The sequence below is a fragment of the Maledivibacter halophilus genome (genome assembly GCF_900167445.1).
Lineage (GTDB): Bacteria > Bacillota > Clostridia > Peptostreptococcales > Caminicellaceae > Maledivibacter > Maledivibacter halophilus.
In genome coordinates this window covers 60,165-74,290 of the sequence record NZ_FUZT01000005.1, presented here as the reverse complement: position 1 = coordinate 74,290, position 14,126 = coordinate 60,165, and the positions used below count along the sequence as shown (strand labels likewise).

Sequence of the window (14,126 nt, the reverse complement as noted above, 5' to 3'; positions counted from 1 at the left end):
CGATGCATAATTCGGGCGGTACCCGGTACCTTTAAGTATAATTGTTATCCTTTGCATATTTCTGAATTTCAAGTAAACCTACCTGCGGCTCAATCTTCAAATCGAATAGTTCTTTAATGATAAATATACCCTTAAAATCATCATCTAAATGAGCAGATAACTCATCGTCTTTTAGAACTCTGCAAATAAAATTTCCTTCCTCGACAATATGCAAATTGGTTATATCAGAAGAGGGGCAAGGAATTTCCAAGAATACTTTAGATATGATTTTTTCGTTCTGCTTTTCAAAGAATACACCTTGATTAAAAGTATCTGGCATATTTAACTTATTGCACTGCCTAAAAAGTTCAGTATATTTGGTGCTGATTTCTCTATAATCCGTTAAATCTCCGTTCCAATCGGCAGTTAAAAAATATCTTTTAGGTATATGTTGCGCAAATTCTTCGGTATTGTCTTTCACCTTGCTTGTTCTTGTAATATGTTTTGACATCGTATTTAAGAAGTCAATAGAAGATTTCAATTTTTTTACCTTTTCAGATACAATATGCTCCCCATCAGCTAATAGCTTTTCTACATCAATACTCTGATTTTCTGTAATGTATTCTCTAAAGTTTTTTAAAGGAATACCTAAATCTAAACACACTACTATCAAATCAACAATCACAAGCTGTTCCATAGAATAGTAACGATACCCTGTTTCCTTATTAATATATATAGGAGGAAGTATTCCAAGCTCACCATAATATCTTAGGGATTTTACACTTACCCCTTTAATTTTACTTACTTCTCCTATCGATAAATATTTTTTCATTATGTTTTCCACTCCCTATTGACTCTGCCATTATGGCATAGTTTATAATTTGAAGTATAACATACAATGATGTTTTATTCCATAGGGAGGATAGGAGGATATCTAATTTGAAAAATAAGCAATTCTATCAATTTGTCATACCATCAATCGGTGCAATGCTTGTAACAGGCTTATATTTTGTGGTTGACGGTATTTTTGTCGGAAGGGGTGTTGGAACATCAGCATTGGCTGCTATCAACATTGCAGTTCCGTTTATTTCTATTTTAACAGCAGTCAGTATGATGATCACCATAGGCGGAGCTACGATTACTTCAATCCATTTTGGAAAAGGTGAAAAAGCAGAGGCAAATAACACTTTTCGTCTAAGTGTTTTAATGGTATTGGCTTTTTCCTTTACAATGACCGTTATTAGCTTTTTGTTTTCTGAAAATCTTGCTAAAATTTTGGGAGCAAGTGATTTGCTCTTAAAAGATACTGCCGATTATATCCAATACTTTGTTATGTTTGGCATATTTTTCTGTGGCTCAACCACTCTTTCTGCTTTTGTACGAAATGATAATAATCCTCGTCTTGCCTTTTGGGGAATGATTGTAGGTGCTGTTAGCAATGTGTTTTTAGACTGGCTGTTTATCTATCCGCTAAAAATGGGACTTGTGGGTGCTGCTGTTGCGTCCGGACTCGGACAAGTGCTCGCCTGCCTTGTTTTGTCCACTCATTTTATACGCAAAAAAGGTGAACTTATAATCGCATTTCCTAAATTATCTAAACCCCTCGCTTTTCAGATCATTAAAACCGGAATTCCGGAATTTATAACGCAAATGAGCCAACCAGTCACCATTTTGTGTTATAACTTTATTGTTCTAAAGGCATTTGGAGAAATTGGAGTATCTGCGTTTTCCGTTATTTCCTATATCCTTGTGGTTGTAGTCGGAGTTTTCATCGGTCTTGCTCAGGGTATACAGCCACTTTTGAGTCGTAGCTTTGGAGAAGGTGAAAAGGAAAAGGAACAGTATTTTTTCCGCAAAGGATTAAGACTGAACATTTTTCTTGCAGCCATTATTTATGTGATTATGCTCAGTTTTGGCAAAGGCATTATTTCTATTTTTAACAACAGCACAGAACTTATCGAACTTGGGTACGAGTGTATCAAAGTATATGGGATATGCTTTATTTTTGCTGCTGCCAATATCGTCTATACCATTTACTACCTTGCAACCAAAAGGACAAAGCAGGCTGTTATTTTTTCTGTATTGAGAAGCTTTATTGCAAATAGTATTTTTATTTTCCTTATGCCTGCTTTGTTTGGCGAGCAAGCAATTTGGACAGGTATGATTGTAGCTGAGGCACTTGTGCTTGTGATTGCACTGTTGATAAGCCGTTCTAAAAGGAGTGTGACACAATGAAAAACTTGTAACTGTAAATAATGATAAAGCCGTTGCACGAGAAATGCAACGGCTTTTTATTCGTTATAGACCGAGAATAGTCCAGAGCATCCTTGCAAAAGGGCTGTCACTTAGATATGAAAGTTAGGGTTAATCATTATATTATGGTATAATATGGAACTATGTCAATATAGTAGACACATTTTTTCGAACAAATTATGCAGATTTTTTAGCCATGTCTTCACATAACTGAGGAGTAATATATCCATGGTTGTAAAATATCTGCTCAATTGTTTCATCCTGATTATGATGTAGATTATATAAAAAAAATAATGTATTCAAATAAAATGAGTAATGGTGAAATAAGAAACTTGTTGAAGAAAAATATGTTTGATTATATAAATGATATATCTATAGAAAAAATAAGAGAAATACAAATTAATTTCATAAATGCAGCTAGGCGAGCCAAACAAGCAGGATTTGATATGATTCAAATACATGGTGATAGACTTTTGGGTAGTTTTACTTTCAGCATATTTAGTAAAAGAAAAGATGAATATGGAGGAAGTAAAGAAAATAGAGTAAAAATGTCAGTAAAAATTGTTAAAAAGATTAGAGAAGAATTTTATGATATGCCTATTGACTATAAGTTTCCAATTAGAAAAGAAAATCCAAATTTAGGTAAAGGAGGTCCTTGTTTAGAAGAAATAGGTGTTTTTGTTAGGTTACTTGATGAAGCTGGCGTAGATAGTTTTATTAACTTTTGAGTTAAGTATTAAAGGATTTAATATGATTTTTCAATAAAACAGATTTTAATGAAATGTTTCTTCGACAAGATTCAGGCGGAAGATTCAGGCGGTACCTGGTACCTTTTACCTTAAAACAACTTAGATATAAAAAAGAATTTGCATATGATTTCCAAATATGATATACTTAAGCAGTTAGTTTGTTTGTTACACAAAGTTAATTGATGTATAGTTAGATTATTTTTTGCAATAATTTTATAGATAGTTTCAAAATTACTATGAAGATGCTTTTCATTTATGTCTAAGGCTTATAATAATGTAGATGCCCTCCTTAGGATATATTAGATTATCAATAATATCTAATAAAAAAGTATATTTATTCTATTCTTGAATTTTCAATATGAATTATTAAAATAAATAATTACATGATTGATCTCACTTAATACTATATGTGTGCTTACTCTGTTATTCCCTAGTAACGGAAGTTATGTATATTGTAGATTTTTTTAGATTAATGATGGATTTATAAAATATACTGATTAATTGCTAACATGTTACTATCATGTTGGCTTTTTTGTGATTTGATACTTAAATGTAAAAATTAGTATGCTAATAAACATATTTAATTAAATAAAAGACAATTAGAAATTGAAAAAGGAGGTGTCTTAATGACACAAGATATAATATTAACTCTTATCGGCTTGTTTTTAGTAACAGCGCTTACAAATATTTTAGCAACATTAAAAAGTATATTGCTTGCAAAGAATATAATGAATCCTGTTTATTTTTTAGTATTTATAGATGCTATCATTTTTGCAACAGTGTTAGGTAAAGTAACTAACTCAGAAGGTTTTCATTTTGCAATTGCATATGCTTTAGGGAAAACTTTGGGAGTTTACATTGGTGGTAAAATTGAAGAACGACTTGCTCTAGGTATTTTAGAAGTAGATGTATTTCTGAATAATAAAGGCAAGATGATTGAAATAGCAGAAAAACTTAGGAAAGAAGGCTATACAGTTAATAACTTCCTAGCACGTGGAAATAATGGTGGGAGAAGGTATAAAGTAGAGGTTGTTATAAGCAGAAAAGAATTTAAAGTGCTCGAAAATATTATGCATCAATCTGGTGTAATAAATCCAACTTTAAAGATTAAGAATTTAAATAAAGTTAAAGGTAAAATTACTTCTACAAGAATAAAAGCAGTTTAATCAAAAAGAAAGTAGGTAAGAATATGTCAGGAACTAAACGAGAAAATATAAAAAAAGGTACAAAAGTCAATATAGTTCAGAAACAAGATCAACGTTCTGGAAAAGTAACAGAAGGTATAGTTGAAAAAATTCTTACCAACTCTCATACTCATCCTCATGGTATTAAAGTAATGCTTGAGAGTGGTATTGTGGGTAGAGTTAAAGAAATATTAGATTAAATATTTAAATTCTATAAATGATGGTACTGTAGTTTGAATTATGATAATGTTAGAAAGATTTTGGCGATAGCTAGAGCATAGTCTTTACCTTTATTTTGTTTTCTGTACTAAAACTTTAGTTAGCGTAGACTAGGAAACCTGGTCTTGATTTTTTGTAGAAGAATAATTTATCGGTGGATTATAAATAGAGTTCAATTCTATCTTTATTATATGAGGTTTGACATATATAATATCTTTAAGTAAAATATTACCAGAATGTTATATAATATGAAAAGTCTATTTCATATATAGGAGAGCATTACCGACATAGGCGTAGTTGGTAACCCCTAAGTTAAGTGACATTGGATACTACGGTATTGATGATATATAATTTTATATAAAAAGGTGTTTTGATGACAACAATAGCAAATTACATAACGATTACAAGACTTTTTCTTGTCTTCACATTATTAATAGTAAGACCTTTAAGTGTAGAATTTTTTTTAATATACACTGTATGTGGAATTAGTGATATGCTTGATGGGTATGTTGCAAGGAAAACTGATACTACAAGTAGAATTGGAGAGAAGTTAGACTCTGTAGCAGATTTATTAATGATATTTATAGTGATATATATACTATATCCTATTATACAAATACCTGTAAAATTTTATTATTGGATTATTGTTATAGTAGTGATAAGAGTAGTTTCTATGATAGTAGTATTTGCAAAGCATAAGACTTTTGGAATACTTCACACTTATGGTAATAAGGTCACAGGATTTTTATTATTTTTATCACCTCTATTACTTGTGCGTATCCAATTAGATGTACTAACGTATATACTTTGCCTATTTGGGAGTGCCTCGGCAATTGAGGAACTAATTATTCATCTCATATCAAAGGAATTAGAGCTAAATAAGAAAAGTATATTTATTATGAAGTGAAATGAAGAATTTAATGTATTGTGGCAATTTCCGTATCCAACATCACTTAACAAAGTGTTGCCTACATGGACAAACAGAGGAATGATGTCCACATCGGCAACACCAGAACGTTAGGTGACAGATGGTGTTCTATAATTGCCTCTTTATATTGAATTTGGAACATATTTAGTATTTAAAGCGTCTTAATAAATGATAGAGTATTAGTCGAATTTCGTATATAAAATGGAGGTGAATCTGATGAAGTTAAAAAAAATATTATTATTAGTCATTGTTTTAATTGTGACAAGTACAATTGGGTGTAGTAATAGCGATAGAAATGGAGACAAAGAAAATGTTGTTGAGTCAGAAGTAAATGAAGAAGTTAGTATTTACAGCGACATATATACAATAGCATTAGATTCTTGTATGCCGATAGATGAAGGGCTAAATAGTGATATGCAATATATAGCAATAAATACACAGACTTTAGAGAATGCAACCGATGAAGATATAAAAAGAATATTAGATTTTTTTAAGAAATATAAGGTTGATGTAATAGATGAGTCATTTGAATCGTTAAAGGAAAAGGGAATGGTTAAGGATGGTAACTATATAGAAGGAGTTTTATTAGTAGTAGAAAGTGTTAATCAAGTTTCAGAGAATAGAGTAATAATAGAGGGTTCTAAATTTAGATCTGGCATAGGTGCAATTGGTGTTAAGAGTACTATTATTAAAGAAAACGGAAAATGGATTTTAGACAGTGCAGAAATGACTTGGATAAGTTAACTGAAGTTTATTGCCACATTGTCACATCATCCATCAACTAAACAATATATTTAGCGGTGCGCCCTGGCAAGGCTACATTCTAGCGGGTGCGAATCCCGTCAGGGTAAAGTTTAGCCAACAGCCCTGTATCGAGTCTTGGAGGTATAATCGGGTGGTACCCGGTCAATGTCATCAACTTAAGAAAAAATCCTTTACATTAAAGGTTTTTTTCTTAAGTTGATGACATTGGGTACCCGGTACCTTTCATACTTATTGATAATGTTGTTGAAGTGAACTCTTTAAATCATCATCTGGCGTACTTATTGGTTTTAGGCTAAATGTATCTACTAAGTATTGTAGTACATTAGGAGATATAAAGGCTGGTAAGCTTGGTCCTAAGTACATTCCATTTATACCAAGAGATAATAATGCTAACAAATCAGCTACTGCTTTTTGCTCATACCAAGACAGCACTATAGTAAGTGGTAGAGAATTAACATCTGTATCAAAAGCATCTGCAAGTGTTGATGCGATTTTAACTGCTGAATATACATCATTACACTGTCCCACATCTAATAGTCTAGGTAATCCTGCCACTGTTCCAAATTCTAACTTATTAAATCTGTACTTACCACAAGCCAATGTTAGAATTATACAATCCTGTGGAACTTTTTGAGCAAATTCAGTATAGTAATTTCTTCCTGGCTTTGCACCATCACATCCCCCTATTACGAAGAAATGTTTAATGTCTCCATTTTTCACTGCATTTACTATGGTTTCAGCATGGGATAGGGTTGCATTGTGCCCAAAGCCTACTAAAATTTCCTTTTCTTCTTCATCTTCTTTAAATCCACCTAACTGTAATGCTTTATCTATAACTGGACTAAAATCCTTAGTACCATCTTGATTGAGTTTAATGTTCTTAACGCCATCCCACCCCACAACATTAGTAGTAAATAATCTGTCTTTGTAGGATTCTCTTGGTCTCATTAAACAATTCGTTGTCATTACAATAGCTCCCGGTATATCATTGAATTCCTTTTGCTGATTTTGCCAAGCTGAACCAAAATTACCTACTAAATGTTTGTATTTCTTTAATTTTGGGTACCCATGACATGGTAACATTTCTCCATGGGTATAAACATTGATTCCTTTTCCTTCTGTTTGCTGAAGAATCTGCTCTAAATCTCTTAAATCATGTCCAGATACTATTATAAATGGTCCTTTTTTAACATTTACATTAACTTTATGGGGGGATGGATTTTCATAGACTTCCGTATTTGCTTCATCTAAAATTCTCATTACTTCTATACTCATTTCTCCAGTTCTCATAGTCATTCGAATAAGATCCTGAAGGGTTAAATCATCATTTGTAGTAGCTTCTAAAGCTCTGAAGTAAAAGTGATCTACTTGATCACTATGGTAATTGATATATCTTGCTTGATGTCCATAAGCACTTATACCCTTTAATCCATAAATTATTGTCCATCTTAAGGAGCGAATATCTGGATCAAGATTTTGGTCATACATAATACCAGCTTTCACTGCATCCTTAAGCATTGCTTCTTTAGTATCACTGAGGTTGTATGTAGCTTCTTCAGGATATTGTCCAGTAGGTGCTTTACTCCTTAGCGTCTGTTTTATTTTTTGTGATTCCTTTAATAACTCTACATGAACCTCGGCATCAAAATTTACATTTGTTAGGGTAGTAAATAAGCTATTCTCTACAAATTTTACAATTTCCTTATCAATAATTTCTCCCTTTTCAATTAAAGGTTTTGCATAACATGATATACCCTTTAATTGATATATCAATAAGTCTTGCAAATTAGCTATTTCTGGTGTTTTTCCACACACACCATGCTTTGTACATCCCTTTCCTCCCATTGTTTGTTCACACTGATAACAAAACATTGCATTTTCCACTTATTATTCACCTCTTTAATTTTTTATCTAAATAGAATTTTTAATTTTATTACATAGCTTATATGGTGTATCTATTTGTATAAACACATCATCAACTAAAGAAAGTTGATTAATCCTTTTACTTATTTTTTCTCTTTTATTATTTCAAATAGTTCATTAAATCATACATTTTTATAGTCTACACCACTTAAATCTATATCTTTTTCAATAGCTGTTTTAAGGATAGAAGAATATCTTATATTTCCAATTACTATTGCACCAATCACTCTATTATTTTTTATAAATACTTTCTTATACTCATTTTCTTCTCTATAAACTTTTTAAAGACTTTATTAAATGCCAATAAATCTTCTTCTACTGCTCTATCTTTATTATATGAGGTTTGACATATATAATATCTTTAAGTAAAATATTACCAGAATGTTATATAATATAAAAAGTCTATTTCATATATAGGAGAGTATTACCGACATAAAGAAGACGGTAATTCCTAAGTTAGATAAAATTTTGTCCTCATATCGAAGGAGTTCTTAAGGGTCATTTTATAGCAAGGAGTTTATAGTGTTGTTATTACTACAATAAAGGAGGAAATAGAGTGTTGAAATATCTAAGGTGGATGTGTATGATTTTAATCATATCTACTTTAACATCATGTATTAATGGTAGTCATAGTTCAAAAGGTTTAGATGCTGTTGAAGTGAAAGATAAATTTATTTCTCCAGAAGATGGATTGACAATTACGGATGCAAGAATGTTAATAATTCAGAAACTAAAAGACAGAGGTATAAAAGGAAATGCTAAGGAAGTTGCGATTATAGAAGAGATTACAACACAAGAAATATGGAAAAATGCAGGAACTCAGCTCTATAAAGTTGATGTAGGTTACGCTTCGTTTTACGGAGTTGCTATAATTAAATATAATGAGGTATTAGAAATTTTACATGGTATGCCAACTATGGGCATTTTTCTTGCAGACTTGGATAAGGATAGTGTTTATGAAGTCTATACAAATATAGCTATGGGATCTGGGATAATAAGTCATGAGATACTTGGATACAATATTGCTACAAAAGATAGGTATCACTTATCAAAGCGTGGTGAACAAGATTTTATTATGTTTATTGATGAAGATACTCTTATGGCAAAAGTCTCTAAATATCCAGACATAAATAGGATTGAAAAAATTGGTAAGGTGTTATTAAAAACAAGTATAGATAAAGAGGAGATTTATGTAGAGTAAAAGACACGTTTAAGAATGGGCTAAGGATATGAGGTCAAAACATCATCTAACAAAATGTTTGTACAAGTGTGTGGTAGGGTCTCCTATGAGGAAAACTCTGGGGCGTCAATCTCTGAAGAATAGCCACACCACATCCCTTCACCGGGTGCAAGCACCGCCAATGGGAAAGACTCTGCGAGTACAGTTCAGGGACGTCACAAACACGAGACGTTATATGAAAGTTTACTTCTGAATATAGAAATGGAGAGTAGGTATGAGAGTAAGAAATATATGTATAATAATATTTTTAATATGTACAACATTTTTGTTAAGTGGGTGTAAGGACTATACATCAGGAGATCATGAAGTGAATTCGAACCCAATTAATATTGTAGAAATGGGATTTGTTTTGGAAGGAGAAGATGGATTCGTTTATTTTCAAGATGGAGAAAGTAATAATAATATTTCTAGGTTAGTTGGAACTATGAAAGAGACTTATGTTAATACATATGGAATGAATCTAAATTTGTATGATAATTATTTGTATTATAGAGATTATAAAAACGGTGCAAAATTAATGAGATTAGACATTAATAATCCAGAAAAAAGGGAAATTATTTCAGATATAAACACGTATCAAAGTATTATTGTAGATGGAGTGATATATGCAAATATTGTGAATTTAGGATATTATGAGAACGGCTTGTATAGAATAGATTTAGATGGTTCTAAGAAAAAGAAGTTAGTTAGTGCAAGTATAAATTGCATGCAGTATGAATCAGATTATATATATTATTGTAAATCTACAAAAGGTCAGTTATTTAGAATAGATTTAAATGGGAAAAACAATGAAGAAATACTAATACAAGGTACAGGTGAGTATATAGAGACAACACACTTCATAGTTAACCAAGAGTGGATATATTTTAATAATAGAAATCACGATGAGCTTAATGGAGCTGTTGATAGTAATTTAAGTATATGTAGAGTACGTGATGATGGAACTGAATTTGAGGAATTAGCTGATGGTTATGTATCAAATATTTATAATAAGGATGGAAAGAAATATTTATTATATATTAATAAAGATATTTTATATATGATGAATTTAGAAACTAAAGAAGTAGAAGAGATTTTTAGTGGAAGAATAACTAGTGTTAATGTTTTTCAAGATAAAATATATGTACTTGATTGGGATAATAATTCAATTATTCACAAGATCAACATGGAGAATAAAGAAGTTAGTATTTTAGGGGAAGATAGTGGAAATGGGACGAAGTAAACCTTCACATAACATCTAGTGGTGTATCAGCAGTTGAGCAAAAAAATAGTCTCGAATTAACGAGAACTTAGGAGCTCAATTGCTGATACACCTTGTTGAACGATAGCCGCGGGATATTTCAGCTGCTGCTATGGAGATTCAATACATTTTTCTTTATAAGATAGTGGTTTAAATAGAATTTTAACTCTTATTGCTATGGATAAAAAATCAATATATGATAAATATAACCATAAAAAGAGTATAGTGCCCCCTCCCCATAAGAGGACTTTTTTAAAATATGAAGTTGCTAGGAAGTTAGGATGAATCAACCAGGGATAAATACTGATATTGTTTTGGCAGCATATTACCTTTTTTACAGTGGGGACAAAGCCTGATATCAATTTCAATCATTTTTTCAATAAGTTGATATGAAGATAGTAGTTCAATTTTGGGATGAATTTTACCTGTACGTAGTGTAATTAATTTTTTACACAGCTGGATAGATTTAAGTCTATTACGATTACTTAAAATACCATAGTGCCGAATCTTTACAAACTTAAAAGGAAGAACATGAAGTAAAAATCTCCTAATGAATTCAAATACATCTAATGTCATCAGCTTTTGTTTGCTACCATTTTTGTAATCCTTCCATTTGAAGGTAACTTTATCATTTTCAACCGTTACAATACGGTGATTGGAGATAGCAACCCGATGGGTGTAATTCCCTAGATATTTCATTGTTTGATTAGGATTTTTAAAAACAGGTTTAGAGTAAACATTCCAAGGTATGGTATATAAAGAATCAATAAGTTCTTGAAACTTATCAGCATTTTGTAAATATTTGATATTACCAGTAAACTGTAATTCATTATTCTTATTCATCTTTTTGAGATAATAAAGAAATTTACCGCGAAACTTTTTAGCAAGAACCTTCACATGGATAAAAAACTTTTTCTTAGGTTGAATAAATCTATTGAAATTTGGTGCTAGACCTCCACCAGGGATAATGCAATGAATATGAGGATGATACATCAAGTTTTGACCCCAAGTGTGTAAAATAGAAGTAAAACCAATTTTAGCACCTAGATGTTTAGGATCAATAGAAAGCTCAAGTAGAAGACTCGGGTGGTACCCGGTACCTTTTATTTTAGGGATGTTTTATTTGTCTTTATTGTTATAATATGGTACATTAAAACGGTATGATATATTCATATTAAAATCAGAAAGAAAAACAAGGGAGCAAATTGCATAATTATCTTCTCAAAAAAAATAACTACGTATCTTTATAATATAAAGGAGAGATTATATGAGTAAAGTATATTTTATAAAAAATTCAACTTCAAATTATGATCAACTAGGGAGGGATGCTGTAAAATTATTTAAAAAAATAGTATCAGAAACTGGACATGAATTTGAGAGCAAAGTTCCTATAAAAGTTCATTTTGGAGAAAAGGGAAATAAAACCTTTATTCCACCGAAATGTTATGATGAAATTATAAATTACCTTAAAGAAAATAGAGTATCTACATCCTATATTGAAACCAATGTATTATATAGGGGAAGCAGAACAACCTCCCAGGTCCATATTGAAACAGCAAAATCCCATGGGTTTACCCAGATTCCCATTATAATAGCAGATGGAGAAATAGGAACAGATTATAATGAAATAGAGATCAACAAAGAACATATAAAAAATTGCAAAATAGGTAAAGAATATGGCAAATATAATCAATTTATTGTTATGAGTCACTTTAAAGGTCATATAGAGGCAGGATTTGGTGGAGCACTTAAACAGCTTGCAATGGGATTTGCTTCTCGTGGAGGAAAGTTAGAACAGCACTCTGGAATATCACCTAAGGTAAAATCTGAAAAATGCAATTCCTGCGGTCTTTGTGTAGACAAGTGTGATTTCGATGCTATATATATATCAGATACTGCTAAAATTGATGAAAATAAGTGTATTGGATGTGCTGGATGCATTGCTGTTTGTCCTCAAGGTGCAATTAGAAACACATGGGGAGGGTCTAATTTCCTTGAGAAACTTTCAGAATATGCCTATGGAGCATCAAAGGACAAGGATATTATATATATTACCTTTGTCCATAACATTACTAAGGAGTGTGATTGTGTTGGGAAACCAATGAAATCTATTGCAGATGATATTGGAGTTCTAGCTGGAAAGGACCCAGTTGCATTAGATACTGCATGCTTAGATTTAGTACAGAAAAATAGCGGCAAAAACCTTTTTGAAAAGGGGAGAATTTCTCTTGAACATGCAGAAAAAATAGGACTGGGAACAATGGATTATAAGCTCTTTGAAATTTAAACTAACCGCTTTCTAAGAAAGGGGTTAGTTTGTTAAGAAAAAAGAAAAATCCACTTTAAATTATAATAATGTGATAAAATTGACAAATAAGAAATTTCTAGATAAATACCTAAAGCAGCTTTAGGTAGAAATGAGAGGCTATGAGGTATAGTATTTCGGATTTGGGATAAATTCTTGGATGTGAAACTAGTGCTATCCATTATTATGAAAAAGAAGATTTAATTGAAGTTGAAAAGGGGAAAAATGGTCATCGATATTATAATGTTGTGGATATATTTAGGCTGCTTTTCTATGCCAAATATCGTTCTATGGAAATACCTATGAAAACTATTATCACACAATTTGGTGGAGAAGAAAATAATTACAAATTAATAGAAGAAAGAGAAACAAAATATAAATTAAAGGCTTTAAAAAAAGCGAAATATTATATGGACTTAGCAGATGCTATTGAAGAACATCTTGTCAGCATAAGGAAAATTAAACAACTATTGAATCAATATGAATTTGCACAGTCACCTGAAGTAACTATTATGTGGGATGATGAATGTGGATGGCTTTCAAAAAATAGGAATTCCCAGAAAATAATTGTGGTAAATATATAAATGGAATTGTAAAAAACTGTCTGTTTTAAAACTAATATAAATCAGACAGTTTTTAATTGTGTGATATCTGCCACTTTTAAGACATAATCAGGAGCCAAATAAAGGTTCTTTTTTTATAGTAAGTATTAATTGTAAGTGTAAAAAAGGTTTTTTTAGAGTCATTGGATTATGGCATATAAGATTTTTGCGGCACATGGTACCTTTCATTGAGTAAAATAAAGGAAATTAATTAAATAACATAGAATATATCACCCAATATAGTTTGGAGGTGTTGAGGTGAAAAAAGTTAAAATTAGAAAAATCCAATACTTAAGTTCAATAAAATTAGGTATTATTATCAGTATCATGAGGGTAATATTTAGTTTATATAGAATATATCCAGAATTCAATGGTTTTGTTGAGATTTTTGGAATTGATACATTGATAAAACAATATATATTCTCAATATTATTATTTTGCGTAGTTGCAGTATTATTTACTTTGATTTATAATGCTTTTTCAAAGTATTTCGGAGGATTTACTATTTATATTGAAGACGAATAGAAAAGGCTAGAAGTATTACTTATCGAAACTTGTGATAGATAATTTGAGGATATTGTTTTTCAATAGAGAAATTTGTAACAGGGAAGGGAGAAGAGAAATGCTAAAAATTTATTTATAAATGCAAAGAATATACATGGGATGAATGGGAAGATGAACGTAAAAGATTTATAAATGGATTGGAACTATCTGACGATCTATTTTTTATTGCAGTTTA

Annotated in this window: 14 protein-coding genes and 1 pseudogene; 11 read left to right on the top strand and 4 right to left on the bottom strand. The window is 31.0% G+C overall.

Features of this window, described 5'->3' with window-relative positions:
• Positions 1-31 precede the first annotated feature (31 nt).
• Positions 32-811, bottom strand: a complete 780-nt coding sequence (locus B5X81_RS10660; RefSeq protein WP_079491637.1) for a MerR family transcriptional regulator — start codon at positions 809-811, stop codon at positions 32-34.
• A gap of 107 nt (positions 812-918) precedes the next feature.
• On the opposite strand from B5X81_RS10660, the gene B5X81_RS10655 reads away from it, so the two are divergent.
• The 6 genes from B5X81_RS10655 to B5X81_RS10630 all read left to right on the top strand — a co-directional run bounded on the left by B5X81_RS10655 (position 919) and on the right by B5X81_RS10630 (position 6,056).
• Positions 919-2,214, top strand: a complete 1,296-nt coding sequence (locus B5X81_RS10655; protein WP_139380299.1) for an MATE family efflux transporter — start codon at positions 919-921, stop codon at positions 2,212-2,214.
• Between the two features lie 242 nt (positions 2,215-2,456).
• Positions 2,457-2,960 (top strand): oxidoreductase, encoded by a 504-nt coding sequence (locus tag B5X81_RS10650; protein WP_330397374.1) that lies wholly within the window; start codon positions 2,457-2,459, stop codon positions 2,958-2,960.
• A gap of 647 nt (positions 2,961-3,607) precedes the next feature.
• Positions 3,608-4,147, top strand: coding sequence for a DUF5698 domain-containing protein (locus B5X81_RS10645; protein ID WP_079491635.1), 540 nt, complete (start codon positions 3,608-3,610; stop codon positions 4,145-4,147).
• 23 nt (positions 4,148-4,170) lie between these two features.
• Positions 4,171-4,365 carry a YwbE family protein gene (locus B5X81_RS10640; protein ID WP_079491634.1) on the top strand — a complete coding sequence of 65 codons (195 nt, stop codon included), beginning with the start codon at positions 4,171-4,173 and terminating at the stop codon, positions 4,363-4,365.
• Positions 4,366-4,757: 392 nt separating this feature from the next.
• Positions 4,758-5,291: a CDP-alcohol phosphatidyltransferase family protein gene (locus B5X81_RS10635; RefSeq protein ID WP_079491632.1), complete on the top strand. Its 534-nt coding sequence runs from the start codon at positions 4,758-4,760 to the stop codon at positions 5,289-5,291.
• A 237-nt stretch (positions 5,292-5,528) separates the two neighbouring features.
• Entirely contained in the window at positions 5,529-6,056 is a 528-nt protein-coding gene (locus tag B5X81_RS10630) for a hypothetical protein (protein WP_244282062.1), read from the top strand.
• Between the two features lie 249 nt (positions 6,057-6,305).
• On the opposite strand, the gene hcp is transcribed toward B5X81_RS10630, so the two are convergent.
• On the bottom strand, positions 6,306-7,949 hold the full coding sequence (hcp, locus tag B5X81_RS10625) for a hydroxylamine reductase (protein WP_079492020.1): 1,644 nt from the start codon (positions 7,947-7,949) through the stop codon (positions 6,306-6,308).
• 173 nt (positions 7,950-8,122) lie between these two features.
• Positions 8,123-8,260 (bottom strand): annotated as a pseudogene (locus tag B5X81_RS27400) (hypothetical protein); the annotation flags it as partial.
• Positions 8,261-8,556: 296 nt separating this feature from the next.
• Here B5X81_RS27400 and B5X81_RS10620 point away from each other — a divergent pair.
• Positions 8,557-9,201, top strand: a complete 645-nt coding sequence (locus B5X81_RS10620; protein ID WP_139380298.1) for a hypothetical protein — start codon at positions 8,557-8,559, stop codon at positions 9,199-9,201.
• A gap of 253 nt (positions 9,202-9,454) precedes the next feature.
• A complete protein-coding gene (locus B5X81_RS10615) occupies positions 9,455-10,462 on the top strand; it encodes a DUF5050 domain-containing protein (protein WP_079491629.1) in 1,008 nt (335 codons plus the stop codon).
• A 294-nt stretch (positions 10,463-10,756) separates the two neighbouring features.
• Here the strand turns inward: B5X81_RS10615 and B5X81_RS10610 are convergent, their stop codons facing one another.
• Positions 10,757-11,587: an IS91 family transposase gene (locus B5X81_RS10610; protein WP_456298917.1), complete on the bottom strand. Its 831-nt coding sequence runs from the start codon at positions 11,585-11,587 to the stop codon at positions 10,757-10,759.
• Positions 11,588-11,747: 160 nt separating this feature from the next.
• Here B5X81_RS10610 and B5X81_RS10605 point away from each other — a divergent pair, with 160 nt between their 5' ends.
• From B5X81_RS10605 to B5X81_RS10595, 3 genes are all read left to right on the top strand, one after another.
• A complete protein-coding gene (locus B5X81_RS10605) occupies positions 11,748-12,767 on the top strand; it encodes a DUF362 domain-containing protein (RefSeq protein ID WP_079491626.1) in 1,020 nt (339 codons plus the stop codon).
• A 170-nt stretch (positions 12,768-12,937) separates the two neighbouring features.
• The gene (locus B5X81_RS10600) at positions 12,938-13,369 is read left to right on the top strand and encodes a MerR family transcriptional regulator (protein ID WP_280175269.1); all 432 of its coding nucleotides are present in this window, start codon (positions 12,938-12,940) and stop codon (positions 13,367-13,369) included.
• Positions 13,370-13,645: 276 nt separating this feature from the next.
• On the top strand, positions 13,646-13,912 hold the full coding sequence (locus tag B5X81_RS10595; protein WP_079491625.1) for a hypothetical protein: 267 nt from the start codon (positions 13,646-13,648) through the stop codon (positions 13,910-13,912).
• Positions 13,913-14,126 lie beyond the last annotated feature (214 nt).

Excerpts from the sequence above, each read along its gene's own strand:
- B5X81_RS10660 (WP_079491637.1), bottom strand. The coding sequence starts at position 811 with ATGAAAAAATATTTATCGATAGGAGAAGTAAGTAAAATTAAAGGGGTA.
- B5X81_RS10645 (WP_079491635.1), top strand. The coding sequence starts at position 3,608 with ATGACACAAGATATAATATTAACTCTTATCGGCTTGTTTTTAGTAACA.
- B5X81_RS10640 (WP_079491634.1), top strand. The coding sequence starts at position 4,171 with ATGTCAGGAACTAAACGAGAAAATATAAAAAAAGGTACAAAAGTCAAT.
- B5X81_RS10635 (WP_079491632.1), top strand. The coding sequence starts at position 4,758 with ATGACAACAATAGCAAATTACATAACGATTACAAGACTTTTTCTTGTC.
- B5X81_RS10630 (WP_244282062.1), top strand. The coding sequence starts at position 5,529 with ATGAAGTTAAAAAAAATATTATTATTAGTCATTGTTTTAATTGTGACA.
- hcp (WP_079492020.1), bottom strand. The coding sequence starts at position 7,949 with ATGTTTTGTTATCAGTGTGAACAAACAATGGGAGGAAAGGGATGTACA.
- B5X81_RS10615 (WP_079491629.1), top strand. The coding sequence starts at position 9,455 with ATGAGAGTAAGAAATATATGTATAATAATATTTTTAATATGTACAACA.
- B5X81_RS10605 (WP_079491626.1), top strand. The coding sequence starts at position 11,748 with ATGAGTAAAGTATATTTTATAAAAAATTCAACTTCAAATTATGATCAA.